The 26,733-nt window shown below is 42.5% G+C and carries 27 protein-coding genes; 2 read left to right on the top strand and 25 right to left on the bottom strand.

The window, feature by feature from the left end:
* Positions 1-91 precede the first annotated feature (91 nt).
* From radA to pyrF, 20 genes are all read right to left on the bottom strand, one after another.
* Positions 92-1,474 (bottom strand): DNA repair protein RadA, encoded by a 1,383-nt coding sequence (gene radA, locus DWW86_RS05295; RefSeq protein ID WP_072523297.1) that lies wholly within the window; start codon positions 1,472-1,474, stop codon positions 92-94.
* Positions 1,468-1,881: an endosialidase gene (locus tag DWW86_RS05290; RefSeq protein ID WP_117942480.1), complete on the bottom strand. Its 414-nt coding sequence runs from the start codon at positions 1,879-1,881 to the stop codon at positions 1,468-1,470. Before DWW86_RS05290 ends, radA begins: the two co-directional genes overlap by 7 nt.
* Before the next feature lie 140 nt (positions 1,882-2,021).
* Positions 2,022-4,520, bottom strand: a complete 2,499-nt coding sequence (locus DWW86_RS05285) for an ATP-dependent Clp protease ATP-binding subunit (protein ID WP_117942479.1) — start codon at positions 4,518-4,520, stop codon at positions 2,022-2,024.
* A gap of 64 nt (positions 4,521-4,584) precedes the next feature.
* Positions 4,585-4,959 carry a GntR family transcriptional regulator gene (locus tag DWW86_RS05280; protein WP_072523294.1) on the bottom strand — a complete coding sequence of 125 codons (375 nt, stop codon included), beginning with the start codon at positions 4,957-4,959 and terminating at the stop codon, positions 4,585-4,587.
* Between the two features lie 158 nt (positions 4,960-5,117).
* Positions 5,118-5,882, bottom strand: a complete 765-nt coding sequence (locus tag DWW86_RS05275) for an SseB family protein (protein WP_117942478.1) — start codon at positions 5,880-5,882, stop codon at positions 5,118-5,120.
* A 140-nt stretch (positions 5,883-6,022) separates the two neighbouring features.
* Positions 6,023-7,297 carry a phosphoribosylamine--glycine ligase gene (purD, locus tag DWW86_RS05270; protein WP_117942477.1) on the bottom strand — a complete coding sequence of 425 codons (1,275 nt, stop codon included), beginning with the start codon at positions 7,295-7,297 and terminating at the stop codon, positions 6,023-6,025.
* 30 nt (positions 7,298-7,327) lie between these two features.
* On the bottom strand, positions 7,328-7,957 hold the full coding sequence (gene purN / locus DWW86_RS05265) for a phosphoribosylglycinamide formyltransferase (RefSeq protein ID WP_072523291.1): 630 nt from the start codon (positions 7,955-7,957) through the stop codon (positions 7,328-7,330).
* Positions 7,951-8,976: a phosphoribosylformylglycinamidine cyclo-ligase gene (gene purM, locus DWW86_RS05260; RefSeq protein ID WP_072523290.1), complete on the bottom strand. Its 1,026-nt coding sequence runs from the start codon at positions 8,974-8,976 to the stop codon at positions 7,951-7,953. The genes purN and purM overlap by 7 nt, the downstream gene beginning before the upstream one ends.
* 27 nt (positions 8,977-9,003) lie before the next feature.
* Positions 9,004-9,504, bottom strand: coding sequence for a 5-(carboxyamino)imidazole ribonucleotide mutase (gene purE / locus DWW86_RS05255; RefSeq protein WP_015541377.1), 501 nt, complete (start codon positions 9,502-9,504; stop codon positions 9,004-9,006).
* Between the two features lie 147 nt (positions 9,505-9,651).
* On the bottom strand, positions 9,652-11,712 hold the full coding sequence (locus DWW86_RS05250; protein ID WP_117942476.1) for an aminopeptidase: 2,061 nt from the start codon (positions 11,710-11,712) through the stop codon (positions 9,652-9,654).
* Positions 11,705-12,295, bottom strand: a complete 591-nt coding sequence (locus DWW86_RS05245) for an HD domain-containing protein (protein ID WP_117942475.1) — start codon at positions 12,293-12,295, stop codon at positions 11,705-11,707. Before DWW86_RS05245 ends, DWW86_RS05250 begins: the two co-directional genes overlap by 8 nt.
* Before the next feature lie 3 nt (positions 12,296-12,298).
* Entirely contained in the window at positions 12,299-12,613 is a 315-nt protein-coding gene (locus tag DWW86_RS05240; RefSeq protein WP_072523288.1) for a hypothetical protein, read from the bottom strand.
* Positions 12,597-13,070 carry a VanZ family protein gene (locus tag DWW86_RS05235; RefSeq protein ID WP_227195809.1) on the bottom strand — a complete coding sequence of 158 codons (474 nt, stop codon included), beginning with the start codon at positions 13,068-13,070 and terminating at the stop codon, positions 12,597-12,599. Before DWW86_RS05235 ends, DWW86_RS05240 begins: the two co-directional genes overlap by 17 nt.
* 19 nt (positions 13,071-13,089) lie before the next feature.
* Positions 13,090-13,242, bottom strand: coding sequence for a hypothetical protein (locus tag DWW86_RS17105; RefSeq protein WP_181985308.1), 153 nt, complete (start codon positions 13,240-13,242; stop codon positions 13,090-13,092).
* A 52-nt stretch (positions 13,243-13,294) separates the two neighbouring features.
* Positions 13,295-13,975 (bottom strand): orotate phosphoribosyltransferase, encoded by a 681-nt coding sequence (gene pyrE, locus DWW86_RS05230; protein WP_117942474.1) that lies wholly within the window; start codon positions 13,973-13,975, stop codon positions 13,295-13,297.
* Between the two features lie 79 nt (positions 13,976-14,054).
* Complete coding sequence (locus DWW86_RS05225; RefSeq protein WP_117942473.1) at positions 14,055-14,837, bottom strand: hypothetical protein; 783 nt, start codon at positions 14,835-14,837, stop codon at positions 14,055-14,057.
* Between the two features lie 67 nt (positions 14,838-14,904).
* Positions 14,905-16,263 carry an MATE family efflux transporter gene (locus DWW86_RS05220; RefSeq protein ID WP_331475013.1) on the bottom strand — a complete coding sequence of 453 codons (1,359 nt, stop codon included), beginning with the start codon at positions 16,261-16,263 and terminating at the stop codon, positions 14,905-14,907.
* A 99-nt stretch (positions 16,264-16,362) separates the two neighbouring features.
* Positions 16,363-17,265: a dihydroorotate dehydrogenase gene (locus DWW86_RS05215; protein ID WP_353652677.1), complete on the bottom strand. Its 903-nt coding sequence runs from the start codon at positions 17,263-17,265 to the stop codon at positions 16,363-16,365.
* Positions 17,265-18,047 carry a dihydroorotate dehydrogenase electron transfer subunit gene (locus DWW86_RS05210; protein WP_072523283.1) on the bottom strand — a complete coding sequence of 261 codons (783 nt, stop codon included), beginning with the start codon at positions 18,045-18,047 and terminating at the stop codon, positions 17,265-17,267. The genes DWW86_RS05215 and DWW86_RS05210 overlap by 1 nt, the downstream gene beginning before the upstream one ends.
* A 20-nt stretch (positions 18,048-18,067) precedes the next feature.
* On the bottom strand, positions 18,068-18,994 hold the full coding sequence (gene pyrF, locus DWW86_RS05205) for an orotidine-5'-phosphate decarboxylase (RefSeq protein WP_072523282.1): 927 nt from the start codon (positions 18,992-18,994) through the stop codon (positions 18,068-18,070).
* Between the two features lie 273 nt (positions 18,995-19,267).
* On the opposite strand from pyrF, the gene DWW86_RS05200 reads away from it, so the two are divergent.
* Positions 19,268-19,468 carry a cold-shock protein gene (locus tag DWW86_RS05200; RefSeq protein WP_005425201.1) on the top strand — a complete coding sequence of 67 codons (201 nt, stop codon included), beginning with the start codon at positions 19,268-19,270 and terminating at the stop codon, positions 19,466-19,468.
* Positions 19,469-19,544: 76 nt separating this feature from the next.
* On the opposite strand, the gene DWW86_RS05195 is transcribed toward DWW86_RS05200, so the two are convergent.
* Both DWW86_RS05195 and DWW86_RS05190 read right to left on the bottom strand, forming a co-directional pair.
* Positions 19,545-19,796, bottom strand: a complete 252-nt coding sequence (locus DWW86_RS05195; RefSeq protein ID WP_072523281.1) for a hypothetical protein — start codon at positions 19,794-19,796, stop codon at positions 19,545-19,547.
* Between the two features lie 108 nt (positions 19,797-19,904).
* Positions 19,905-20,744 carry a DegV family protein gene (locus DWW86_RS05190; RefSeq protein ID WP_072523280.1) on the bottom strand — a complete coding sequence of 280 codons (840 nt, stop codon included), beginning with the start codon at positions 20,742-20,744 and terminating at the stop codon, positions 19,905-19,907.
* Positions 20,745-20,899: 155 nt separating this feature from the next.
* Between DWW86_RS05190 and DWW86_RS05185 the strand changes: the two genes are divergently transcribed.
* Positions 20,900-21,400 (top strand): DUF5721 family protein, encoded by a 501-nt coding sequence (locus DWW86_RS05185; protein WP_072523279.1) that lies wholly within the window; start codon positions 20,900-20,902, stop codon positions 21,398-21,400.
* Here DWW86_RS05185 and DWW86_RS05180 read toward each other — a convergent pair.
* The 3 genes from DWW86_RS05180 to DWW86_RS17300 all read right to left on the bottom strand — a co-directional run bounded on the left by DWW86_RS05180 (position 21,366) and on the right by DWW86_RS17300 (position 26,685).
* A complete protein-coding gene (locus tag DWW86_RS05180; protein ID WP_227195811.1) occupies positions 21,366-21,767 on the bottom strand; it encodes a sporulation initiation factor Spo0A C-terminal domain-containing protein in 402 nt (133 codons plus the stop codon). The two genes, DWW86_RS05185 and DWW86_RS05180, sit on opposite strands and share 35 nt — an antisense overlap.
* Before the next feature lie 317 nt (positions 21,768-22,084).
* Positions 22,085-24,142, bottom strand: coding sequence for a molecular chaperone HtpG (htpG, locus tag DWW86_RS05175; RefSeq protein ID WP_117942471.1), 2,058 nt, complete (start codon positions 24,140-24,142; stop codon positions 22,085-22,087).
* Between the two features lie 119 nt (positions 24,143-24,261).
* Positions 24,262-26,685 carry a hypothetical protein gene (locus tag DWW86_RS17300; protein ID WP_286187643.1) on the bottom strand — a complete coding sequence of 808 codons (2,424 nt, stop codon included), beginning with the start codon at positions 26,683-26,685 and terminating at the stop codon, positions 24,262-24,264.
* Positions 26,686-26,733 lie beyond the last annotated feature (48 nt).

Raw genomic sequence — 26,733 nt, 5'->3', positions numbered from 1 at the left:
CAAATTGTTTGTTCAGAAGAAACAATTCTTCGTGACAGCTCAGTTAGAATAACACTTTCTAACCGGGCTGTCAACACATTTTTTAGATTTTTTAATTATTTTTCATAATAAATCGGATTGCCTCCTGAATCCAGGATACGTAGATCAGATTCACGCCCGTGACCTTCCCCACAGATGATTTGCAGACTTCCGGCAGGATCACAGTATCAAAGCCCAGTTTTTTCGCTTCTGCAACACGCTGCCCCGCCATACTGACAGCACGCACCTCACCGCTGAGTCCGACTTCCCCAAACGCAATCACAGAATCCGGAATGATGATATCCTTACAGCTTGATACAACTGCAAGAGAAATCCCCAGATCGATTGCAGGCTCTGTCATCTTCATACCACCGGCAATATTTACATAAGCATCACACGCAGCCAAATGGATTCCTACCTTTTTCTCAAGCACCGCCATCAGAAGATTCACACGATTAAAGTCTGTACCTACCGCAGTTCTTCTCGGTATTCCAAAATTGCTCTGACATACCAACGCCTGAATTTCAACAAGAATCGGACGCGTCCCTTCCATTGAACACGCCACAATCGAACCGGAAGTTCCGTTTGGCTTTCCATTCAGCATAAATTCTGACGGATTTTTGACTTCTTCAAGACCCGTATTTCGCATTTCAAAAACACCAATCTCATTTGTCGAGCCAAAACGGTTCTTCACCGCGCGCAAGATACGATACGATGCATGACGGTCCCCTTCAAAATAAAGTACCGTATCTACCATATGTTCCAATACTCTCGGACCGGCAACATTTCCTTCCTTTGTCACGTGTCCGACAATAAAAATAGAGACCCCTTGTCCCTTTGCGATCTGCATCAGAACATTGGTAGATTCTCTCACCTGCGAAACGCTGCCCGGTGCAGAACTGATATCCTCATGGAACATTGTCTGGATAGAATCAATCACAACCATAGACGGTTTTTTGCGCTCAATCACTTCTCTTATGGTTTCCAGATTTGTTTCGCATAACAATTGAAGATTCTCATTAAACTCGCCGATTCTTTCCGCACGCAACTTGATCTGACGCAAAGATTCCTCACCGGAAATATACAAAACGGAATTGCCTGACAGCGCAAGATTTCTGCACACCTGTAAAAGAAGGGTGGATTTTCCGATTCCCGGATCTCCACCCACTAATACAAGAGAGCCAGGAACGACACCGCCCCCGAGCACTCTGTCAAGCTCTCCTATCTTTGTCAGCCGCCGTTCATCTTCCGAAAGGCGAATATCTTTCAATACCACCGGCTCAGCTCTTCTGGAACTGCTCTTCAAACCACTACCCACAGAAGAAGTCTTTTTTGCGGAAACTGTTTCTTCTACAAATGTGTTCCATGCCCGGCAGCCCGGACACTGTCCCATCCATTTTGACGATTCATATCCACATTCCTGACAAAAATAAACGATCTTTTTATTTTTTAACATTTTTCAACCTTAACTGCTACCGCTGCATCTCCGCCCAGCTCTACGCTGAAAGAAAGCTTGCCGCCAAGATTTGTCTGCATCTTTCCGGCATCTTCTCCATTGATGAAAACGCTGTACTCTGTATCTGCTTCCATTTCAACAGTGATCTGTGCATCCTCAGCACCTTCTACTTCAAATTCCATGCTGGAACCATCCTGTTTCAGAGAAAATACGGCTGTTCCCGGTACGGACTCATATACAAACATTCCATTACGTTCCAGTTTGGTGATCTCTTTAAATGTCTTAACTTTATAAACATCTCCCTGATATGGAAAATCAGATACTTTTGATTTTGCCGGCAACTCATAATTGCCAAAGCTGATTCCTCCATTTTCTTCTGTACGGATCAGTTCTTTTACTACTGCCATGATCTTATGTCCTCCCTAAGACTTTCTGTTGTGTTTTGGTCCTCAGATATCTGTATTTCGTTGTGACAATGTTCCAACTGTCACAGATATTTCGGTTATGTTATTATAACATTTCGCACTTTTTTTGACCAGTATTACGGTCAAGATTTAACATCTTTTTTAGATTTGGCTTTTATCACTTTTTCTTCTCTGACCGGGACAAAATAAATTTCTTTTTTCTGAAGCTGAACCTTTACGATATCTCCCGTCTTTATCTCACCATCCAGAATCTTATTTGCCATCGGATTCTCCAGTTTGTTCTGAATTGCTCTTCTCAGCGGACGTGCACCGTATTTACTGTCAAATCCGGATTCCGCAAGATAGTCTTTGACGGATTCTGAAATCTTAAGCTCAATTCCAAGCTGTTCTTCACATCGTTTCACCAGGTTCTTAAGAAGAATGTTTACAATCTTCTTGATTTCCGGCTTTTTCAGCGGATGGAATACCATAATCTCATCAATACGATTCAGAAATTCCGGTTTAAAAAGGCGTCTTACTTCTTCCATGACTCCGGATTTCATTCGTTCATAATCCTGCTTATCATCTTTTTCTGACATAAATCCGAGTTTCTTCGGCTCAATGATCGCCTGTGCACCTACATTTGATGTCATGATGATAATTGTCTGTTTAAAATCCACTTTGCGTCCGTGTGCATCGGTAATATGTCCGTCGTCAAGTACCTGAAGCAGAATGTTAAAAACATCCGGATGTGCTTTCTCAATTTCATCAAAAAGAAGAACACTGTACGGATTTCTCCGCACCTTTTCACTAAGCTGTCCGCCCTCGTCATAGCCAACATATCCCGGAGGAGATCCAATCAGTTTAGACACACTGTGTTTCTCCATATACTCCGACATATCTACGCGTATCATTGCCTGTTCGCTTCCAAACACTGCCTCTGCCAAAGCTTTTGAAAGTTCTGTCTTACCGACACCTGTCGGGCCAAGGAACAGGAATGAACCAATCGGGCGCTGTGGATCTTTCAGCCCTACTCTTCCTCGCTTAACTGCCTGTGCCACAGCTTTTACTGCCTCTTCCTGACCGATCACTCGTTTGTGAAGTTCTTTTTCAAGTGCTGCAAGACGTTTTGTTTCTCCACCGGTCAGCTTCTTAACTGGAATCTTTGTCCAGTCTGAGACAATGTCTGCCACAGAATTTTCAGTCACTGTCAGATTTTTGCGTTTATTTCTGCGTTCTTCCTTAGTTTTACAGACCTGAATCTGCTCTTCTATTTCATTCTGACGCTGCTGAAGTTCCTTCGCCATAGAAAGATCTGCATTCTTGATTGCCAGTTCTTTCTGTTGGAGGATTTCTCTGATTTCAGCCTCAAACTGATCAATTTCAGCCACGGAACGGTAGCCGCTGAGCCGGACTTTGGACGAAGCCTCATCTATGATATCGATTGCCTTATCCGGCAAAAATCTGTCATTAATATAACGGACAGACATTTTTACTGCCGCTTCCAGCGCTTCATCCTCAATGGTCACGCCATGATGTTTTTCATAATACGGGCGCAGTCCCTTCAGAATCTCCAGTGCTTCCTGCTCCGTCGGTTCCTCCACCGAAACCGGCTGAAAGCGACGTTCCAACGCGGCATCCTTTTCGATATATTTGCGGTATTCTTCCTGTGTCGTTGCTCCGATAAGCTGGATTTCTCCTCTGGACAGAGATGGTTTCAGAATATTGGATGCATCCAATGCCCCTTCCGCACCACCAGCTCCGATAATCGTATGCAGTTCATCGATAAATAAAAGAATGCCTTTATTTGCTCGCACTTCATCGATCACATTACGGATTCGTTCTTCAAATTCACCACGGTACTTGCTGCCCGCCACCATTCCGGACATGTCCAGTACAACTACACGCTTATCTTTTACAGAATCCGGAACCATTCCGTTCACGATTTTCTGTGCAAGTCCTTCTACGATTGCAGTCTTACCTACGCCTGGTTCTCCAACCAGGCACGGATTGTTTTTGCTTCTGCGGCTGAGTATCTGGATGAGTCTTATGATTTCTTTGTCACGGCCCAACACCGGGTCCAGTCTTCCCTCTGCCGCCATCACAGTCAGATCACGGCTGTACTGATCCAGTGTCGGTGTTGCCGAGCCTTTCTGTCCTTTCGTTTTTGTATTTTGAAGTTCTTCCGCCATCACCGGATTTTCGATTCCCATAGCATTTAAAAGTGCCGTATATAATTTCTGAATATTAACACCCATTGTATATAAAAGTCTGGTTGCCACACAATCCGTCTCTTTCAGCATTGCAAGTAAGAGATGCTCTGTACCTGCTTCATTTTCATGCTGATTTTCTGCTTCATGGACTGCAAGTTCAACCAGCTTACGCGCGCGCGGACTGTATACCGGTGTCCTCTCTGCCACCAATATTTCCGCTGATGGCGCAATCAGCTTATTGATCAGCTTCTCAAGTGCCTCTTCTGCAACTCCAAATTCTTCCAGAATTCTTCCGGCAGTGCCTTCTTTTTCCTTCAGCAACCCGGCAAGTATATGTTCTGTGCCTATATATGAATGTTTCCATGACTGTGCGGTGGCTTTTGCCAGTTTCAATGCCTGCAACGCCTGTCTGGTAAATCTGTCCTGCATAGTTCGCTCCTCCTGTCTGCCCGCATGGAACGGGACTGCTGTCTTCACATATTTTCAGATGATTTTAATCAATTCCATATTCATCATAAATTTCATCAATCAGACGATGTACTTCTTCTCTGCTGACATTTCTGCAGCAGCCTTTTGCAAGTGCAACGATAAGATTCTCTTTCATTTCTTCCATGGCTTTGATTTTATTTTCATCGACTGCTATAATTGCTCCACGTCTGCGGTCAATCGTCACAAATCCCTCCTGCCTCAGCAGAGAATACGCTTTATTTACCGTATGCATATTGATTCCGATCGTATCTGCAAGCTGTCGAACGGAAGGAAGTGGATCTCCCTCCTGTAGTCTGGAAGTTGCGATCCCCAGGATTATCTGATTCATAAGCTGTACATAAATCGCCTCGTCACTGTTAAAATCTATTTCTATGACCAAATTCCCGACCTCCTGTTGTTTTCGTATATGAAAACCGTCACACTATATAACAGTCCTCACAGTTTTCATGTTATACATATGGTAGCACAAAATCAAAATTTTGCAAGTATAAAAACAGACAGCCCTGCGGCTGCCTGTCAAAAAACACATTTTATATTTTATCCGTTAATTTTTTTGAGCTGGTCTCTGTTAAGAATCAGGTTAAATCCCATCGGATTGATCACCAGCGCCTCTGCCTGTTCGATCAGAACTGTAGGAAGTTTGTCAAATGGAAGCTTCGCAAGACGAAGTTTTTTGCCTCTTGCAAATTTCTCAAATTCCATAATATCAGAAAATACCGGCTGTAAGATCTGACCTTCTTTATTTTTCAGGTACGGGATATTGATCTTCTTTGGTTCTTCTTCGTTACGTTCCATTGCAACAAGGAACTGAGATTTCTTAAGGTTTGCAATCAGTTCCTCCTCCAGTGCTCTCAGGTTCTTATGCTCTTCCTTTTCGACCGGACGGCGAAGTTCCTGCATAAAATAAATACCAGAAAGCTGTAATGACGGATTCAGCACCGGACGTTTAGCCGGCTCCATCTTACTGAGATCCGGTCTGCGGACGATTTTCTCCAGATCAAGTTCGATCTCATCCGTTCCGTTATTCCAGATTACTGTGTTTGCATCGATTGAAAACAGGAGGCCATACATTCTCGGAAAATCCTTTTTCTCATAACGCATGCCCATCAGAAGAACTTTATCTTCTAATTTTTTCTTGCCGAATTCTTTTAATGTCTCTTCTTCTGCAAAAAGCCACACCTGATCATTATATGTTTCTTCTCCGCAGGTCACATAAGGAAGCTTCGTTGCCTGTGAATAAGCCACAAATACTGTCTCCCTTGCCTGAAGTTCCTTCACTGCATCTTCTACACTAATACCCATTTTGTTTTCCTTTCATTTATCGCTTCTGTATGATATATATCAATTATACCATATTTCACGAAAAATGGCACACCTTTTTGGTGATTTTTCTATCCCGATTTCTATTCAGCGTTACTGTTCAGCTCCATCTTATGCGATTCTTACGCTTCATCAATGGCTTTGCCAATGTCGTGACGCATATATTTATTTGCAAACTGAATCCATTCCGTTGCATCATATGCATTTTTTCGAGCTTCTTTCAGAGTCTTTCCTTTTGCTGTGATTCCAAGTACACGGCCACCGTTTGTCACGATCTGTCCGTCCTGGAACTTCGTGCCTGCATGGAAACAGTAATATCCGTCTTTATCTTTGAAATTTTCGAATCCGTACATTGGAATGCCTTTTTCATATTTTACCGGATAACCTTCGCTTGCCAGAACGACGCAGACTGCCGCATTGTCTTCAAATTCCAGATTCACCTGATCAAGAGCTCCATTGACACAGGCTTCCATAACTTCTATAATATCGTTCTTCATTCGAGGAAGTACAACCTGCGCTTCCGGATCACCGAATCTGGCATTGTATTCCAGCACCTTCGGCCCCTCTGCGGTAAGCATCAGTCCAAAGAAAATAATGCCGACAAATGGACGTCCCTCTGCAGCCATAGCATCCACCGTTGCCTGATAAATATGTTTTTTACAGAATTCATCCACTTCTTCTGTATAAAATGGGCTTGGCGAAAAGGTTCCCATGCCTCCTGTATTTAATCCTTTATCACCATCCATTGCACGTTTGTGATCCTGTGCGGATGTCATGGTGCGGATTGTTTTGCCATCTACAAAAGAAAGTACAGATACTTCACGTCCGGTCATAAATTCTTCGATGACCATGGTATTTCCGGCACTGCCGAATTTTTTATCTTCCATGATTTCTTTGACACCGGCTTCTGCCTCTTCCAGTGTATTACAGATCAGAACGCCTTTTCCAAGCGCAAGACCATCTGCCTTGAGGACGATCGGAAATTTTGCCTGTGTATGTAAATATTCCAACGCTTTCTGCGGATCATCAAAGTTTTCATATCCGGCTGTCGGAATTCCGTACTTTTTCATCAGATCTTTTGAAAATGCCTTAGAGCCTTCCAGAATTGCAGCATTTTTACGCGGTCCGAATACTTTCAGTCCGCGCGCCTCAAAGACATCTACAACTCCACCCACCAGCGGATCATCCATACCGATAATCGTCAGATCTACATCATGTTCTCCTGCAAAATCAGCAAGTTTTTCAAATTCCATAGCACCAATCGGCACACACTCTGCATATTCAGAAATTCCGGCATTTCCCGGTGCACAGTAAATTTTGTCAACCTTCGGGCTTTTTGCAACACTCCATGCGATTGCATGCTCTCTTCCACCACTTCCAACAATCAATACTTTCATGAGTTTCATCTGCCTCCTTTAGCAAAGACCTTATTCATTTTCAATACAAACTTTTCCATTCTGTACGGACACCTTATTATTTGCAATCAGATCGATTGCTTTTGGAAGAATCTTCCACTCCGCTTCTTCCATGACACGACGTTGAAGCACCTCAGGTGTATCTCCCTGACGTACTTCTACTGCTTTCTGAAGAATGATCGGACCTGTATCTGTCCCGGTATCCACAAAATGAACGGTTGCCCCCGTGACTTTTACTCCTCTTGCAAGCACACCTTCATGCACATGCAGTCCATAAAATCCCACGCCACAAAAAGACGGAATCAGGGATGGATGAATGTTGATGATTCTGCTGGGATAAGCCTCCACGATCATCGGTGGAATGGCAACAAGGAAACCTGCCAGCACCACAAGGTCTATTTTATTTTCCTGTAATTCCAGTAAAAGTGCTTTATGAAATTCTTCTCTGTTTTCGAAGGTTTTCGGAGAAATGCACTTAGCCGGGATGCCCCGGCTCTCTGCGCGATTTAATGCATATGCACCTGGATTGTTACTGACTACCAGACTGATTTCTGCATTGGTGATCTTTCCGCTGTCAACAGCATCCATGATTGCCTGCAGATTCGTTCCTCCTCCTGATACCAGAACCCCGACTCTTAACATAAGGTTACTCCCTTTTCTCCGTCCTCAATACGGCCTACAACATATGGTGTATCGCCTGCTTCGCGAATAGCTGCCATAGTCTTGTCAACATCCGACGGGTCCACTGCCAGAACCATACCAAGTCCCATGTTAAATGTATTGTACATCATTTTTTCTTCGATATTACCCGTCTTTGCAAGGAGGTCAAAAATCGGAAGTACCGGATAGCTGTCTTTTTCAATAATGGCTCTTGTTCCCTCATTCAGCATACGCGGAACATTTTCATAAAATCCGCCGCCTGTGATATGACTGCATGCATGAATGCGTACACCTGCATCCTTGATGCTCTTAAGTGCTTTCACATAAATTCTTGTCGGAGCGATCAGTGCCTCGCCAAGAGTTGTTCCCAGCTCTTCATAATATGTATCCAGAGATTCTTTTGTCATCTCAAAAACTTTACGGACAAGTGAAAATCCATTGCTGTGAACACCTGTAGACGCCATACCGATCAGGACATCTCCTGCCTTCAGTTCTTTGCCGGTAAGAAGGTCTTTCTTGTCAATCACCCCTACAGCAAATCCAGCCAGATCATATTCATCTTCCGGCATAAGTCCCGGATGTTCTGCGGTCTCACCACCGATCAGAGCTGCTCCGGACTGTACACATCCCTCAGCCACACCGCTTACGATCTCAGCGATTTTTTCCGGATAGTTTTTACCGCATGCAATATAGTCCAAGAAAAATAACGGTTCAGCGCCTGCACATGCAATATCATTCACACACATAGCTACCGCATCAATTCCGATGGTGTCATGTTTGTCCATAAGCATAGCAAGTTTTACTTTCGTACCACATCCGTCAGTTCCTGATACCAGTGTCGGTTCTTCCATATCTTTAAATGCATTCATGGAAAATGCACCGGAGAATCCACCGATTCCTCCCAGAACTTCCGGTCTCATAGTCTTTGCAATATGTTTCTTCATTAACTCTACTGATCTGTAGCCTGCTTCAATATCCACACCTGCTTTTTTGTAATCCATACTCTTCTGGTCCTCCACCTTTTTTAATTAGTAAGCCTGATATCCGACTTCCTGTAATCTGGCATCTTTTGCCTCAACCTGTTCTTTCAGTTCCTGACTGTATGCTTTCAATCTATCAAGAAGTTCCGGATCTGATGTTGCAAGGATCTTCGCTGCAAGAAGTCCTGCATTTGCACCGCCGTTGATAGCTACAGTTGCTACCGGAATACCTGACGGCATCTGTACGATTGAATACAGAGAATCTCTTCCTCCAAGAGAAGTGGTATGCATCGGAATACCGATTACCGGCATCGGAAAGATTGCTGCGCACATTCCCGGAAGATGTGCTGCCATCCCCGCTCCTGCAATAATTACCTTGAATCCCTTTTCTTCTGCTGTTTTTGCATATTCAAAGAACACATCCGGTTCTCTGTGTGCAGAAATAATTTTCATTTCGTATTCAACGCCCAGCTTGTCAAGAATTGCCGCTGCCTTACTCATAACCGGCATATCTGAGTCGCTTCCCATTACAATTCCTACTTTTTTCATTGGTTGGTGGCCTCCTCGTTTTTTCTTACATCTCAGGTTGATTCTACTAAGATTCTAAAATTGTGTCAACAAAATTACAGAAAAGAAATATTTTGGCGAGCAAACTCTTTTTGTATAAAAAGTTCACCCGCCAGAAAAAATCTGCCTTTACCGGTCAAAAGGAATATTCAATTCTTCGGTTCCCTGCAGAACAAAACGACCGTTTTCAATAATAGAAACACCTTCTCCATCTTCGTCAATCACACGGATACTTCCCAGCTCTTCATAAGGAATCGTGATATCTGTATGGCATCCATAATACGCCAGACTGATGTCTTCTTTTCGCAGAATGGAAATTTCATTGTCTCTCGCGATAATCTCTCTTCCGTCCGGATTGAACACCGGTGTGTCCTCCGCCCAACTGTAACAGGTATCTCCCACAGCAAAATGCGGGCCCATTTTTTCTGCGATCAGGATCGGAAGTTTGTCGGCAATGCCGTACTTTTCGGCTGCCATATATACAGTTGTGTTTGTGCCGATTGCAAATTCCCCCATCGGAATCTTCGGATGATGATGAAGAATATTATCCTCAATATAAGCACGGTTTTCTTCTTCCGTTTCAAAATTCGCACAGGAGTAATCGATCACCTGACCACAGTCAAACACAAGTCTCAGGTCTTTAAACTGCAGTCCGTTCAGATAAACCTTCTTTACATGAAGGATTCCGCCGGTTCCTGCGAGAACAGGGGACGTAAACACTTCCCCCACCGGAATATTCACATCTGCCACACAGTTTTCAAAATTTGTCTGTTTTTTGATATCGTCAAGTTCATGCAGATGAATGATCAGATCAGTCTCATTATCATCTTTTCCCTTAATTTCTACCCACTGACAGGTATCCAGCGTCTCTATAATCGTCTGCTGGATCCGCTCGTACAGTTTATAATCCAGTGTATTGATTTTTACGATCTCTTCAAAGATCTCCGGGAAATCCGCCCCAATCTCCGGCACCGGATAAGCAATGATCGTAAAGCTTCTCTCATCACCCTTTATATAGCGGTTCACGATCTGACCGGATTCATTATCAAGCTCAACCTGCAGTTTCTGCTGTGTTTCCGTCAAAGCCCATGCTTCCGGTGTCGTTACAGGTGAAAACGGTTCTTCACCAAATGTTTCAATGCATGCCGGTCCTCCGTGGACAGCCGCCTGATTCTTATACGTCTCATAGGCATTCTGCATGGAGCGCAGTTTGCGCTGTACAAAATCGCTGTCCATAAACAGAGCCTGATCCTGCCTGTGATCATAGTCAAACTGTGGATTCGGATTTCCTCCGGTAAAGCCAATGCGAGCAGTACCTCTCTTATTGACTGCATGTGTCGCATGACGGTATATCACCGGTTCCAGTCCCATCTCACGGAATTGAATGATTGCTGCACGGACCATTCTCTCAAATCCAAGATTATATCGGATATTGACTGATTTTTTCTTCGTGATATCTTTTCTTCCATTGATAAATCCGATGCGGTATCCCTCTGTATAAGTTCTTGCCATATTGTTGATCTGTTCTTCGGAGAGTCTGTTCAAAAATTCTGCCACTCCTGTCTCATTTACAGAAATATATTCTCCATACTGATACAGGTAACGCAAATCGGTAAGGTCAGAATCCATAATGATGCGTACAGCAAAATCAAGCGACGTATCTACACCCTCTGCGATTCGTTGTTCCATCATATCCTGGCAATAATCATTGACATAGGAGCGCAAAATATCCTCTGTACTTTTTACAGAGGGCTTTTCTTCACCTTCAAATGCAGCATATATTTCCAGAAATAATTCTACCGCAACGGTATAATCCCAGTATTTTTTTTCATATGCATAGGCAATCGTACCCCTCAGTTCTGTATAAAGAAAAGAAAAGGCTTTCCCGTATTCTCCAAGTTTCCGGGCTGCATATGCAGGATTTCCATAGCATTGTCCGTAATTTTCCGGAAAAAGTTCTTCATAAAGGCTGCTGTTTTCGCTCTGAAGTTCCACCATGGAAAAATCTTTCTGGTCTCTTTCCAGGATCTCACCTGTCTTTAAAAGAAAAGCAGCCTCTTTGTGAAAAAAGTCCAGAAAGTTCTCTTCCACCACTGTTTCTGTACAGATTTCCGAAAGTCTGCCTTTTGCGAGTTCATATCTCTCTTTCAGCAATTCGTCCAATTTATTTTCTCCTTTATTCTCAGTCATCAATCACATGTCCAAGCTGAATATGCTTATCTACCAGCTTTTTCATATACTCCCAGATTTCCCTCGAACCCTCGGAAGTATGCTCATTTCTTTTGTAAATCTGACTTTTGTGCACGCCATGTTCTGCCCAGCTTCGTCCGTTTGATGCATCATTGAGAAGAAGTGGCTGTGCATTGTCCAGAACATGGGCAAATTTCGCCTCCGCTGTTTCGTATGCTTCAAATTCCTCCCAGAGTTCCCGAAACCATGTTCCCTGATCGCCTGGAAGCAATCCGAAGATCCGGTCGGCTGCTTTCGTTTCACATTCCCGCTTCGTCTCTGCTCCTGCTTCATCGTATGCGTAGGTATCCCCTGCATCAATTTCCACAAGGTCGTGGATCAGCACCATCGGAATGACCTTCGCAAGATCAACCTCCTCATTCGAATATTCTTTCAGCAGAACCGCCATCAGTGCAAGATGCCACGAATGTTCTGCATCATTCTCCTTTCGGCTTGCATCTGACAGATACGTCTGTCGGACAATTTTCTTTACTTTATCCACTTCCAGAATAAATTCCATCTGTTTTTCTAATCGTTCCATCATAATTTAAACTCCCATCAGGAAAAAGAGCAGCCAGCCTACAAGAAAAACTCCGCTCAGAATCGTTCCTACAATGCTGGTACGGTGGTTACAGTTTTCTTCCGAAAAACTTGCGATTCCCATCAGGAATCCATATACAGACAGCAGCGTGGCAAAGAGACAGATTCCTCCTACAATAAATCCGTAACTGCCTTCGAGTGCATAAGCAGTGCCAACTGCCGCCCCAAACAGAAGCAGGGAAGCAATTGCCAGTCCCACTGACAGCTTCCCTTTTTTTGCTTCTTTCTTCTTTATGATTGCATATCTATATCTTTTTGCCATAGTGTCTTCTCCTCAGGTAATTACAGACAGCAAATATTCCATAACCGATTGCCGCCCCAAGCGTATTTAATATCAAATCATCCACGTCAAAACACCCTACCTTTGTCACAAGCTGTACTACCTCAACCACAAGACTCAGTGAAAATCCTGACAATATAATAAAAAATCCGCTACGGCATTTATGTGCAATAACCGGAAGTATAAATCCATATGGAATAAACCCGATCACATTTCCAAATATGTTGGAAACTACCGCCAGCATGCCAAGCTGTTCTCTGTATATCCAGAATCTGCGGATCTCCAGAAACGGAATCAGATTATATCGATACGCCCTTTCTTCTGCTGCTACTCTTCCGTATTCCTCGAAAAAGAACAGAAAATATACAAGCAGCAGCACATACAGAAGAAAAAGCATGACACCAATATGCTTTATTTTACGTTTTGTACTGTCTTTCAATGTTTCTCCCTGCCCGGCATCAGATCAGAATATCTGATTTTCTTTTTAACAGTCTGCTTCCACTGACAATCATCAAAACACCTGCAGTAATACCGGTAACCAGTGTAACGATTCCTACTGCAATGCTGCATGCTCCTGTTCTGCTCATCGTTTTATATATTTTTTCGTTCACGGCAAAGCCTCCTCATATAACTGACTCTCTGATTTTACCGGAGCAGATCGTATTATTTTGCCCCATACTGACTGTAATATGCATCAATTGCCTTCTTGAGTTCATCGTCAATAATGATCTGTCCTTTGTATTCTTTGTTGTACAAATGTTCAATGACTTCTGCCATGGTAACGATCGCATTTGTCTCAAATCCATAGAGATCGTGTACTTCATCAAGTGCGCATTTCACACCGCCCTTGCCGACTTCCATACGGTCAAGAGATACCATCAGACCGACGATTTCAACATCTGCTGCACCTTTTACCTTCGGAACGGTTTCTTCCATGGACTTACCGGATGTGGTAACATCCTCGATCATGACAACACGATCACCGTCTTTCAGCTTGCTTCCAAGGAAACTTCCCTTATCTGCACCATGATCCTTTTCTTCTTTACGGTCAGAACAATAACGAATTTCTTTTCCGTACAGTTCGCTGAATGCGATTGCAGTTACAACGCTGAGCGGAATACCCTTATATGCCGGTCCGAAGAGTACGTCAAAATCATCACCATATTTTGCGTGGATTGCTTTTGCATAATATTCGCCAAGTTTTTTTAACTGAGATCCGGTCACATATCCGCCGGCATTCATAAAGAACGGAGATTTTCTTCCGCTTTTCAATGTAAATTCGCCAAATTTAAGCACCTGGCTGTCAACCATAAATTCAATAAATTCCTGTTTGTACTGTTCCATAGTTTTATCCTCCATATTGGCTCATTTTAACACATTCCTGCGAAAATAACAACTTCCGCAGGAATGCTCTTTATCATACTTATATTCTCTTTACATATAACCGGTTTCCTTTATAATATGGGATTCCCGGTCCTGTCACATTATAATTCATACCACAGTACAGATTTACTTTCCCAGTCACTTTTGCCCAGTCCGGATCATAGACTCTGCCATCGACCTCTGCCCATCCATGGCCTCCGGAAGATACTGCATATGCCCTGTATCCTACTGCATTTGCAAGATATGCAAATGCGCAGCCAAATCCGAAACAGTCTGCTCTTTTTCTGTAAAGCATAATTTCACCATAATGTATATCCCAGTCAGAAGCACTGTAAAAGTTTGTATCAGCACCATACCCATAGGATACTGCCCTTTTGAAAGCTGCTCTGAGCTTTTGTGCTTTCGTCATTTTGTTATTTGTGCATCTGTCCACTTCGGAGCTGGCCAGAACCATCAGTTTAAGTTTTCGGAGCTGCTGACTGTTGTAGTATGCACTTCCATTTCTCCGCAAACTGATAGAATTTACTTTCGTAGATTTCAGCATATATGCACCAGCGCCGCTTGTCTGGCGGAAGTAATAATATCTTCCTCTGATATAACGCCAGCCGTTTCTCTGAACGCCTCTTGAATCAAAGTAGTACTTTCTGCCTCTGATTGTTACAAGACCTTTTACTCGCTTGCCCTGCGCATTGTAATAATAAACATTTCCGTAACTGCTTTTTACAAATCGGTTTTTCCTGACTGCAGCCTGTGCAGATGTTGTAAACAGAATACAGCAGAATAATGCCATCAACAATAAAATACAACCTTTTTTCTTTTTCATATGACTCCTCCATTCATTTTTGATATTCTTCGTCGTATTTTCTCCTGTCCTTTCAATGTAACTGTAATTATTTTATATTATAAGCTCTATTTTGTCTATATTTCATAACATAAAAATAGTACGGAATCAGCGGAATAAGCGCAGCGATCCATGCCATCGGATCCGCAAGACAAACTCCGGCAAAGCTGGTCCGTCCTGCAACCAGTAACACAATTGCTGCTCTCGCTACCAGTTCAAATACACCTCCGAGCATAGGAACTAATCCATACCCCATTCCCTGAAGAGCATTTCGAAAGACAAAAATTGTACACAGAAACGGATATGCCCAGAAAACTGTACGGAAATATGTTACAGAAACCTGTATAACGTCTGTCTGTGATGGGCTGATAAAGAGATAAGTAAAATATTTTCCGCCAAAGTAAACCAATAACATTTCAATCCCACTCCAGATCAGAAGCATGATCCAGGAATATTTTACTCCCTGTTTTACACGATCCATCCGATCTGCACCACGATTCTGACCGACATAAGTTGCAATAGTAGCTCCCATGGAAACAGCAACCATGCCAATGATATTCTGTATCTTACCTGCAGCCGAAAAACCGGCCATATATGTTGCTCCATAAATATTTACCGCACTCTGCACAATAATCGTACCAATTGCAGTAATAGAAAACTGCAGTCCCATTGGTATTCCAAGTGAAAGAAGTCTTCCAAAACTGCCCTGTTGAAGTCTGAAATTTTCCTTTTTCAGGTGAAGAATCGGATAACGCTTTATAATATATATGAGACAACAAATTGCAGAAACGGCCTGCGCGATGACTGTCGCATATGCACAGCCTTCTACCCCCATTCCGGCAAAACGAATCAATACAACATCAAGTACAACGTTGATTCCTGCTGAAATAACCAGAAAATACAACGGAGATTTAGAATCACCAAGGGCACGTAAAAATGCAGCCAAAGTATTATACGCTGCAGTTACAAGAAGTCCCGCATAAATAATTCCCATATATCCGGCAACATCATCCATAAGTTCTGCTGGTGAATTCATCAATCGTAAGATTGGAATATTAAACACAAGAAATCCAATGGTCATTGCCACCGCAAACCCCATCATCAGATAGATTGACATTGCCACAAAATGTCTCATATCTTCGTATTTTTTTGCGCCAAATCTCTGCGCAACGATAATAGCAAAACCACTGCTCAGGCCATTCAGCCACCCCGTCACAAAAAACATCAAAGATCCGGTACTTCCAATTGCCGCAAGTGCATCTACTCCAATAAACTGCCCCGCAACAATAGAATCTACTATATTATAAAACTGCTGAAAAACATTGCCGAGAAACATCGGTATCATAAACTGAATAATCAGTCTTACCGGGTTTCCGACTGTCATATCATTTGTCCTGTCTTTGCTCAATCTATTTCCTTTCTCATTACAAGACAGCAGAAAAAGCTTTTCCGCTTTGCCTGCTGTCTTATATACTTCTCAATTCTCTTATTTTTCGTCTGTTTTTATTTACTTCACAATCCCAATAATCTGGCTAATATCTTCAACCTTCTGCTGTACCATAAACTTCTCAATTCCTTCTGCAATTTCAACCGTCGCATAAGGATTAAAGAAATTCGCAGTACCTACAGAAACCGCAGTCGCACCGGCCATAATAAACTCGAGCGCATCCTCTGCTGTTGCAATACCTCCCATTCCGATAATCGGAAGGCCAACTGCCTGTGCCACCTGATAAACCATACGGACAGCAACTGGTTTCACTGCCGGGCCGGACATACCTCCGGTCTTATTTGCAAGTGCAAATGTTCTTCTGTAAATGTCAATCTTCATACCGGTCAGCGTATTGATCAGGGATAAAATATCCGCACCACCAGCTTCTGCTGCCTTCGCCATCTCTGTAATATCAGTTACATTCGGACTGAGTTTCATAATGATCGGCTGTTTTGCATATTTCTTAACTTCTTTTGTGATTGCTTCAAGCGCATGCGGATTCTGCCCAAAGGCAATTCCGCCTTCTTTGACATTTGGACAGGATACATTGATCTCCAGAAGATCTACCGGTTCATCTGCCAGTCTTTCCACCACTTCACAGTAATCTTCAGTGCTTTTCCCACATACATTAACGATAATCTTTGTATCGTACTGTTTCAAAAACGGGATGTCTCTTTTGCAGAAAAGATCAATTCCCGGATTCTGAAGTCCAATAGCATTCAACATACCGCTGGCTGTCTCTGTCACCCTTGGTGTGGGATTACCCGGCCACGGCACATTTGCAACACCTTTTGTCACAACACCGCCAAGTTTGTTCAGATCTACAAACTCACTGTATTCGGCTCCGGAACCAAATGTACCGGAAGCAGTCATTACAGGATTTTTTAATTCAACTCCTGCAAGAGTTACCTTTGTATTGATCATAACTCCACCTCCGTACTTAAGAATACCGGTCCGTCCTTGCAGACGCGTTTGTTATGTACCTGAGAATGCGCATCGATGTCTTTTGATTTGCAGACGCATGCCAGACATGCACCAATTCCACATGCCATTCTTTCTTCCATGGAAATCCAGCAAGTAATATGATTTGCAGCTGCATATTCCTTCAATGCACGAAGCATCGGAGTCGGTCCGCAGGCAAAGATCACATCTGCTTCCAGCGCTTTTTCCTGAATTGCATTCAGAACATTCCCCTTTGTTCCTGAGCTTCCGTCTTCCGTTGCAACATAAACATCTGTATATTTTGCAAATTCTTCATTCAAGAACAATTCATCTCTGTAACCGAGAACAGCTGTTTTCTTTGCATTTAACTGTTTGGCAGTCTCCAGCATTGGAGGAATACCGATACCGCCGCCGATCAGAAATACTTTTTTGCCTTCAGCTTCTTCGAGCGGAAAGCCATTTCCAAGCGGTCCAAGTGCTTCGATCTTGTCACCCGGCTGCATCTTTGAAAATGCTTCTGTACCGGTATTTTTGCCGGTCACACGGTAAACCAGACGGATTCGGCTGGTTTCTTTATCAATCTCACAGATACTGATCGGTCTCGGAAGTAATTTACTGGAATTCCCTGTATATAAAGAAAGGAACTGTCCCGGCCGTGCATACTGTGCCATTTGATCTGTCTGCAGCCAGAGGCTGAAAATATCTTTGCCTATTTCTTCCTGACTGACAACAGTCAGATTTTCTTTTGTCTTTGTACTCATCTGTCTCCTCCTGCCCTCAATTAACGGTTCTGTAATGCACCGTCGATATCTGCGATCATCGCTTCTACAGCCTTACGGGATGCATCTGCATAATTGAGCTCACCAAATTCTGCGTAAGCCTCCTGTTTGTATGCAGCAATGATTCCTCTGGAAGAGTTTACGATTGCACCGAGTCCATCTTCATTGAAGAAATGAACAAGGTCAGCACCTTTTCCCCCCTGTGCACCGTATCCCGGTACAAGAATAAACGTCTTAGGCATCAGTTTACGAAGCACTTTGCCCATTTCCGGATAAGTAGCGCCAACTACAGCACCTACATAACTATATTCTTTACCCATGTGGTCTTCTCCCCACTCAGCAACCTTTTCGCCAACCCATTCGTACAGCGGACGTCCGTCGATCAGGCGATCCTGGAACTCTCCACTGGACGGATTAGAAGTTTTAACAAGAATAAACAGACCTTTATTTTCTTCTTTACATACTTCGATAAACGGTTTGATACTGTCAGATCCCATGTATGGATTCAGTGTTGCAAAGTCCTCATCAAATCCTGCATATTTCTTAGAACCAACCTGTACATGTCCGAGATGTCCGACTGCATACGCTGCGGATGTAGAACCGATATCACCACGTTTGATATCACCAATCACAACAAGATCTTTGGATTTACAGTAATCTACAGTCTTTTTGTATGCCTGCAATCCCGGAATTCCAAACTGTTCATACATGGCAATCTGCGGCTTCACAGCGGGAATAAGATCATATGTTGCATCAACGATTCCTTTATTGAACTGCCAGATTGCTTCTGCTGCTCCTTCCAGAGTCTCACCAAACTCCACAAATGCCTTTTCCTGAATATGTTTCGGAATATAGTTCAGCATCGGATCAAGTCCTACAACGATCGGTGCATTGGTTTTACGGATTTTTTCAATAAGCTTGTTAATCATAACTGCTTCCTCCTGATGATTTATATTCTATAGTTTTATATACATTATCACCAATATCATACACGAAAAGGGCGATTTAATAAAGTGTTTTTTACATATTGACCTTGACATTTTCATACCCTCGGTCTATAATTCATTCATAGACGAAAAGTACCTTAATATAAAATCACTAGTTTTTAGAGATTATATATTACCCAACGATATAGTCTCTAAAATCTGGTGATTTTTTCGTCAGATGGACATTTAACTTTTTATTTTTATGGAGGTAACATCATGAACAAGGGAACTGTAAAATGGTTCAACGCAGAAAAAGGCTATGGCTTCATCACAGGAGAGGATGGCGCTGACGTATTCGTACATTTTTCTGCAATCAATGGTGAAGGATTCAAATCACTGGACGAAGGACAGGCAGTAACTTATGATTTAACAGAAGGCGCTCGCGGAATGCAGGCTGCTAACGTTACAAAATTATAATTAACATCTGATACTTCAGGTTTCATAACCTTCAAATAAAAAACCCCGGGGCTCCCGGGGTTTTTTATTATCTCATTTACTCTGCATCAGACGAAAGGCCTGAAACATAATTGTCGATTGCTGAAGTATCCATAACTGTCTCTGTCACTGTAGATGCTTCTTTTGCTTCAATTTTAGCGTAGGCAGAAAATCCGATCCAGCCAACCATCGCAACGCAGATAGCAATCCATGCAAGGATTTCCAGTTTGTCGATGATTCTTTCCTTTCTGGAGGCTTTGGAACGTCCATACTTGCCTGCTCTGTAGTTATCTACTTTCTTCTGACTCATATCAAGAATCTCCTTTACTGTATAAGCTCATGCTTTTGCCATTATATCACACTATCATTAAAAAGTGAAGCATCTTTACCGCTTATACAGTCGTTGTTCACAGGATCTTCACACCGCTACGATCACACCGCCATCATTCGCATACATGCTGCTGACACCTGCGGTATCCAGAATCACAATCTTTTTCATCGGCATCCGCTCTTCCAGCGCATTCTTTAACAAAATTGCTCTTTCATGGCAATTGCAATGAGAAATTGCAAGAGTCTTCTGTCCGCTGTCAGCAGTCTTCTCCACGATTATCTGTGCCATCTTAACCAGTGCTTTGTTCATTCCTCTTGCCTGATCAAGCTGACAGATTGCACCTTCTTCTGTAGATCCCATGACCGGTTTGATCTTGAGTGCACTTGCCACAAGCGCTTTCACCTTGCTGAGTCTTCCGTTTTTACGAAGTGTCTCCAGATTGTCCAATACAAAGAACGTATGCTGCTGTTCAATATATTCCTCAACCGTCTCAATGACTTTATCAAATGGAAAACCGGCTTCTTCACACTCCTGAATTTTCATTGCAATCAGAGTCTGACCTACTGATGCAGATTTCGAATTAAAGATGTGAATCTGTCTGTCCGGATGATCTTCCTGCAGAAGATTTTTGCCAAGGACAGCACTGTTGTACGATCCGCTCAACTCTGCCGAAAGTGTTACTGCATATACATGTTCTGCCTCACAGTCAAATGCACGCATATAACGCTCTGGTGACGGACATGCAGATTTTGGACATTCCGGACACTCTGCAACCCTTTTCAAAAAATCGGCCTGATCAAATGTTTCATCATCTATAATATTTACACCATCTACGCTCAATATCAAAGCGACTGACTCAAAGCGTGGATCCTGCTTCCATTCATCAAGTAATTCCCCACAACTATCTATAACAATTTTATAGCTCAAATATATCGTCCTCTTTTCCATAATATGTAGTATCGAATACCACATCTATATTAACATATAGCCACATGTTTGAAAAGACTTTTTCGAAAAACTCTATTCTTTTTTTTCTTTCTGATTTATAATAGAAGCTACATTAATTCAGGGGAGTAAAAAAAATGCTTGTACTCAAAATAAATGACGTTAAAAATTTTATGAATCAGCTTCTGATCGGCCAGACTTTCGACGATTTTTCTCTTGTAGATGCTTCGATCACAACTTTTTGCAGTTTTATGATTGACGGGACACTCCACAGAGATTTTTTTGACAGTGACAGTAAACAGCCCTCCGTTCAGAGTGCTCTCTACTGTCCATGGAAAGAATTGAAATCTTATTGCTACTCTATTATTCGAGGCAAGCTTCCGCCTCTGCATTTTCGAATTACATTTCAGTTAAATTCCTCTCAGTTAACGCAGATTCTTCCTGCATTTTCCGATGTGATCACTGACCCTGCCATCCGTGGTCTGAATCTGAATCTACAGTACAAAAACCATGAATTGTTCTGTACATCCGGAATTTCCTCAGACGGCTTTCTTCTGGACAAATCACCGGAATTTATCTGGGATTCCTTTATTACTGATTATTTCAGATCCCGCCAGATAAATTTTGACAGGCTTTAAATTGCGGATCGCCTATCAGGGGATTTTGTTCTTCTTCCTCTTCATACTCTGTCTGCACCAGATAATATGCCAGCATATCTACGAACTCACTGTTCGTCGGTCTGTATCTCAGTGGATAACCGGCTATCCGATCCATTGTTTCCTTATTTGCTGTCCAGCAGACGTTGATCACTGTGCGAATATCATGTTCTATATTGACCGGTGTTGATTTGAACTTCTTAGCCAGATGTGGATAAATATCTTTTGTAATCTTAATCGGATAATCCTGAAGCTCCATAGACATCATCACTGCTTCTGCCACATAATAATAGCCTTTATATTTTGAAGTCATACCCAGCTGTCTGATCAGTCTATATACTTTTCTCATGTGCTCTCCCTCCGCCTTTTCCTGTTTTGTCATTATTATACGACAAAATCTTTCTATTTTTCTTTTGCATACCAAACTCGTTCAAGTTCGAGAAAAAACGACATTTTCAGAGAGAACCCTACTTTTTTCAACTAAAAACCTTTGTTTTTAATACCATGTACGCATCAGCATATTCGATTTGCCTTTTGTTGTCAAGCATTGATTTTTTGTCGAAAAAAGTTCCCAAATACCGTCTCTGAAACCGTATTTGGGAACTTTATAATAATCTTTGCTTACATGTTTCTTATTTTTATAAATTACGCATATATCTGATGTTTTTATTTTGTAAGAAGCATCAGAATTTCATTGCTTCTCTGTACAAATTTTGTCATTTCATCCGGTGAAAGCTGTTTATGACTCAGCATTGCCAGATCATAAAGCTGCTGGCAAATCATTTCTGCATGAGCAGATTTCTGATTCTCAGCAAGATATTTAACAAGTGGATGACTTACATTCAGTACCAGTGTCTCCTGACCACCAAACATACTCGGATCCATGCCGTACATATTGTACATCTTCATCATATCCTGCATACGACGACTTTCTTCAGAAAGTGTCATCATAGCAGCAACCGATTCATTTTTCAGATTCTCAACCTTTACTTCCAGCTTATCCATGCCAAGGCTCTTACGGAAAAGTTCTGTCAGAGTTTTTGCTGTTTCTTCGTCAGCTGCGTCCTCTCCTTTCAGTTCTTCCGTTACATCAGCATCAATTCTCTTGAACTGGATCGTCTGATCTTTCTGCTCCAGATGAGAAATAAATGTCGTATCAATGTTATGAGAAAGGATCACTGCATTCTTTCCGGCTTCTCTGAACATATTGATGTACTGACTCTGCTGTACAGCATCTGTTACATAGAAGATCGTGGTTTTCTCTGGTTCTTTGGTTTCGTCTTTCTTCTCGGTATCTTCTGTTTTTTCTGTATCCTCAGTCTTTTCTTCTGTGTCTGCTTTCTTATTCTGTTCGATGCAGTCTTTCAGCGTCAGATACTTGTTGTCGATATCTTTAAAGAGAATATAATCATGCAGTTTCTCAGCAAACTTGCTGTCTTTGATACAGCCGAATTTGATAAACGGGCTGATATCATCCCAGTATTTCTCATAAGATTCGCGGTCGGTCTTGCACATACCGGTCAGCTTGTCGGCAACCTTCTTGGAAATGTATTCAGAAATTTTCTGAACAAACCCATCATTCTGAAGTGCACTTCTGGAAACATTCAGCGGCAGATCCGGACAATCGATCACACCCTTCAGAAGAAGCAGGAATTCCGGAATTACCTCTTTGATGTTGTCCGCGATAAATACCTGGTTGTTATATAATTTGATGGTTCCTTCAATGGAATCATACTCTGTATTTATCTTCGGGAAATACAGAATACCTTTCAGGTTGAACGGGTAGTCCATGTTCAGATGAATCCAGAACAGTGGTTCCTTGTAATCCATAAATACTTTACGATAAAATTCTTTATAATCTTCATCAGTGCATTCGTTCGGGTGTTTCATCCACAGTGGATTCGGATCACTTAAGGAAACAGGACGTTTGTTGATCTTTACGCGGTCTCTTGCAGGAGAAACTTCGACAACTTCTTTTTCGCCTTTGTCGTTCTCTTTCTCTTCTGTCTTTGCATCTTCATGAATATGTTCAACGACAACATCGTCATCTTTCAGATCCGCTTCATCAATTGTTTCGTATTCCTGTTCTGCATTTGCTTTGGAAAGATAAATATTTACCGGCATGAAAGAACAATATTTCTCGATAACCTCACGCATACGGTATTCATTACAGAATTCCAGGCTTTCATCATTCAGAAACAGTGTGATTTCAGTTCCGACTGTTGTACGGTCACCATCTTTCATATCATATTCTGTACCGCCGTCACAGGTCCAGTGAACTGGTGCAGCACCTTCTTTGAAAGAAAGCGTATCAATGTGAACTTCATCAGCTACCATAAATGCAGAATAGAAACCGAGACCAAAATGACCGATCATCTGGTCATCTGTTGTTTTATCTTTATACTTCTCAAGAAACTCAGTTGCTCCGGAGAATGCAATCTGTGTAATGTATTCTTCTACCTCATCGGCAGTCATACCAATACCGTTATCAATGAATTTCAGGGTTTTAGCATCTGAATCAACTACAACCTGTACTGCAGGTTTGTAATCATCTGCAAATGTATATTCACCCATTACTTCCAGTTTTTTTAATTTTGTGATTGCATCACATCCATTGGATACAAGTTCTCGAACAAAAATGTCATGGTCAGAATACAGCCATTTCTTAATGATCGGGAAAATATTTTCACTGTTGATTGATAAATTTCCATGCTTTTCAGCCATATTATCCACACTCCTTAAATTCGTTTTTTCATCTTTTTATATACTAATCCCCTTTTTTCCAAAAGTCAAGAAAAAATTAGCACTCATTTAAAATGAGTGCTAACAAAAAACTTTTTTATTTATTTGTTTTTATTTTTCTTTTTGTAAAACACAACTCCGCCTATTGCTCCGGCTGCAATAATCAGAATACATATAAACGGAAGAATCTGCGTACTATCTCCTGTCTTCACGGCGCCTGTCCTGCTGATTGCCGGTGTCAGATCAGCGCCCGGAGCTGTTACATTAGCTTTCGTAACAGAAAATGATACCTGACGTGTATCTGTTGTATTAGTCGGCTGCCAGGAATTACCATCGTACTTCTGCTGTTCAAAATTAACTTTTAATGTGTAGTCTCCACTCTTTGCCAGACCAAAAGATGCTGTATACGGTGCCGCATCCCATCCCAGAGTATTATTGAGTACAGTCCATGACTTCGGTTCATAACGTGTGTCTCCATTACGCGGAGATGTATTATCCATTCCGGCACCTACTGCCGTAAAGGAAATCTTTGACTGCGTCGTATATACACCATTGTAATCAATTCCGGTGATTATATTATTTTCGGCAGATGCGATTTTCGGACTATATGCCTTTACATTGACATCTATAGATGTCGCCAGATTCAGATTATTGTCATTGTCTACACCGTCCGGAAGAGTAATCGTTCCTGATACGGTGAAGTTCTGTTCCTCTGTTGCTGACTGTCTGTAGGAAGACCCTTTCACATTCCAGGAAACAGCCGCTTTCATATTGCCTGCTGTTGTTTCAATCACAACTGCGGATGGAAGATTCAATGAAGAAGCACTTTTCTCGGTTCCGTTCGGAAGTCCACTGACAGCCGCTGGCTGCTGAATCTTCGTAATGGTCGCGGTATCTTTAATCACCTGAAACGCTACAGAAATCGGAGTTGTTGCTTCAAATCCGCTTTTTGTTGCTACTTTAATCGTTTCTGTATAGCTGCCGACTGCCAGACCTGCCTTAGGACGTACGGAAAATGTGATTCTGCCTTCTCCATTCGGCGCCAGTGTCAGAGAATCTTCTGTAGTGATCTCATAATTTCCACTCTGACTCACCGGCATAATTACTGTCTCTGGTACATTTCCGTTATTTATATAAGTGATCGTCTTCGCATCAACTGCAGAATAACCCTTCTTTGCAGTTGCAAAGTCCAGAGGCTCATTCGGATTCGGGGTAAGGTCATGTGAAATATCCTGTACCGTCACAGTAGCAGTGATTGTAGCTATCATCGCTGCCGGATCATTGACATTATTGACCGTAAATGTCTGCTGATATGGATTCGCATTTGCGCCAAGTCCGGTTACCGGTGTAATCGTAAGTGTTGCTGATGCACCCGGATCCACTGTAACTGTGTTCGTCTGCGCGTCTGTCTGCTCAGCCCAAACCGCCGTTGCTGCCTGATTCTCATCACCTGATACAGTAACAGAAAGAGCCACTGCTGTATCACTATTATTTGTAAATGTTACTGTCTTCTGCGCTGCTGTAGCATCATCTGTCGTATAGCCCTGTACAAAAGAGAAATCTGGTGTAAGGCTGTCTTTTTCTCCGATTGTAATCTGATCTGCGGTTACCTGACTCGGATTCTCATTTGACGGCTCTTCGTTTGATGAATCTTTGTTTGACGGCTCTTCATTTGATGGATTCTCGTTCGATGGATCTTCTGTCGTTCCGTTATTTCCATCCTCTGCCGGATAGGTATCATCGGAAGTTGCCGGCGGAATTCCATCTACCGTTTCAGTACCGGCCTTATCTTCTCCCTCAGCAGAATCATCCGCCTGCGTCAGCTGATTGTCTTCCATCTGGTCATCCTTTACCAACGTATCCTCTGTCGGTACTTCCTGGATCTCACCAGTCTGCTCCGGCTGTTCTTCTGTCACCTGTCCCTCTGTCTGCTGATCATCAGAAGTCGCAGGTGGTATCTCATCTACCGTTTCTGTGCCCGCAGCGTCTATATCCTCGGTACTATCTGCATTGTCCTGCTGATCGTCGGTACTCTCCTCATCAGTTGTCTGATCTTCTCCTGTTTCTTCGGAAGCATCCTCTTTCTGTGCCTCTGCTGCAGCTTCAAGTGCAGCTCCGCTCTCAGCATCAACCACTTCATCAGAAGTTACTGTCAGTGTGCCGCTATAACCGTTTTCTTCTTTGCCGGTAATTGTCAGCACGATCTTGGAACCGATATCTTCCTGTGTTACTGTATAAGTCTTCTCTTTGCCCAGCTCTTTCAATTCAGGAGTTTCCCCTGCATTTTCCGCTGCCTCGTCATCAAACGTCTTTCTGGACCAGAGATAAGTGACATCATCCTCTGTCATTCCCTCAGTATTAACTTCTTTAAAATCGGCACTCAGAGTCTTTCCTTCTGCTGCGATTCCCTGAATATTCAGTTTTCCGTTCAAAGCGGTCGTCTCTGCCGCAAATACGGTTATGGGAAGCATAGATAATGCCATAAGCACTGACATAATAACTGCAAGAACTCTCTCTTTCCGCATAACACACCCTCCTTTTAGTCTCTTTTTATAAGCGATCTGAAATTACGT

Origin of the sequence: Ruminococcus sp. AF17-22AC (genome assembly GCF_003460065.1) — a bacterium.
In the GTDB taxonomy this organism is placed as follows: Bacteria; Bacillota; Clostridia; order Lachnospirales; family Lachnospiraceae; genus Blautia_A.
This window is presented reverse-complemented; position numbering and strand designations above follow the sequence as displayed.

Coding starts and splice junctions, on each gene's coding strand:
- radA (WP_072523297.1), bottom strand. CDS start 1,474: ATGTTAAAAAATAAAAAGATCGTTTATTTTTGTCAGGAATGTGGATAT.
- DWW86_RS17300 (WP_286187643.1), bottom strand. CDS start 26,685: ATGCGGAAAGAGAGAGTTCTTGCAGTTATTATGTCAGTGCTTATGGCA.
- DWW86_RS05245 (WP_117942475.1), bottom strand. CDS start 12,295: ATGATGGAACGATTAGAAAAACAGATGGAATTTATTCTGGAAGTGGAT.
- DWW86_RS05210 (WP_072523283.1), bottom strand. CDS start 18,047: ATGAGTACAAAGACAAAAGAAAATCTGACTGTTGTCAGTCAGGAAGAA.
- purM (WP_072523290.1), bottom strand. CDS start 8,976: ATGGATTACAAAAAAGCAGGTGTGGATATTGAAGCAGGCTACAGATCA.
- DWW86_RS05195 (WP_072523281.1), bottom strand. CDS start 19,796: ATGAGTCAGAAGAAAGTAGATAACTACAGAGCAGGCAAGTATGGACGT.
- DWW86_RS05275 (WP_117942478.1), bottom strand. CDS start 5,882: ATGGGTATTAGTGTAGAAGATGCAGTGAAGGAACTTCAGGCAAGGGAG.
- pyrF (WP_072523282.1), bottom strand. CDS start 18,994: ATGATTAACAAGCTTATTGAAAAAATCCGTAAAACCAATGCACCGATC.
- purN (WP_072523291.1), bottom strand. CDS start 7,957: ATGTTAAGAGTCGGGGTTCTGGTATCAGGAGGAGGAACGAATCTGCAG.
- DWW86_RS05200 (WP_005425201.1), top strand. CDS start 19,268: ATGAACAAGGGAACTGTAAAATGGTTCAACGCAGAAAAAGGCTATGGC.
- DWW86_RS05225 (WP_117942473.1), bottom strand. CDS start 14,837: ATGAAAAAGAAAAAAGGTTGTATTTTATTGTTGATGGCATTATTCTGC.
- purD (WP_117942477.1), bottom strand. CDS start 7,297: ATGAAAGTATTGATTGTTGGAAGTGGTGGAAGAGAGCATGCAATCGCA.
- pyrE (WP_117942474.1), bottom strand. CDS start 13,975: ATGGAACAGTACAAACAGGAATTTATTGAATTTATGGTTGACAGCCAG.
- DWW86_RS05180 (WP_227195811.1), bottom strand. CDS start 21,767: ATGAGAAAAGTATATAGACTGATCAGACAGCTGGGTATGACTTCAAAA.
- htpG (WP_117942471.1), bottom strand. CDS start 24,142: ATGGCTGAAAAGCATGGAAATTTATCAATCAACAGTGAAAATATTTTC.
- purE (WP_015541377.1), bottom strand. CDS start 9,504: ATGAAAAAAGTAGGAATTGTAATGGGAAGCGACTCAGATATGCCGGTT.
- DWW86_RS05285 (WP_117942479.1), bottom strand. CDS start 4,520: ATGCAGGACAGATTTACCAGACAGGCGTTGCAGGCATTGAAACTGGCA.
- DWW86_RS05240 (WP_072523288.1), bottom strand. CDS start 12,613: ATGGCAAAAAGATATAGATATGCAATCATAAAGAAGAAAGAAGCAAAA.
- DWW86_RS05185 (WP_072523279.1), top strand. CDS start 20,900: ATGCTTGTACTCAAAATAAATGACGTTAAAAATTTTATGAATCAGCTT.
- DWW86_RS05290 (WP_117942480.1), bottom strand. CDS start 1,881: ATGGCAGTAGTAAAAGAACTGATCCGTACAGAAGAAAATGGAGGAATC.
- DWW86_RS05250 (WP_117942476.1), bottom strand. CDS start 11,712: ATGACTGAGAATAAAGGAGAAAATAAATTGGACGAATTGCTGAAAGAG.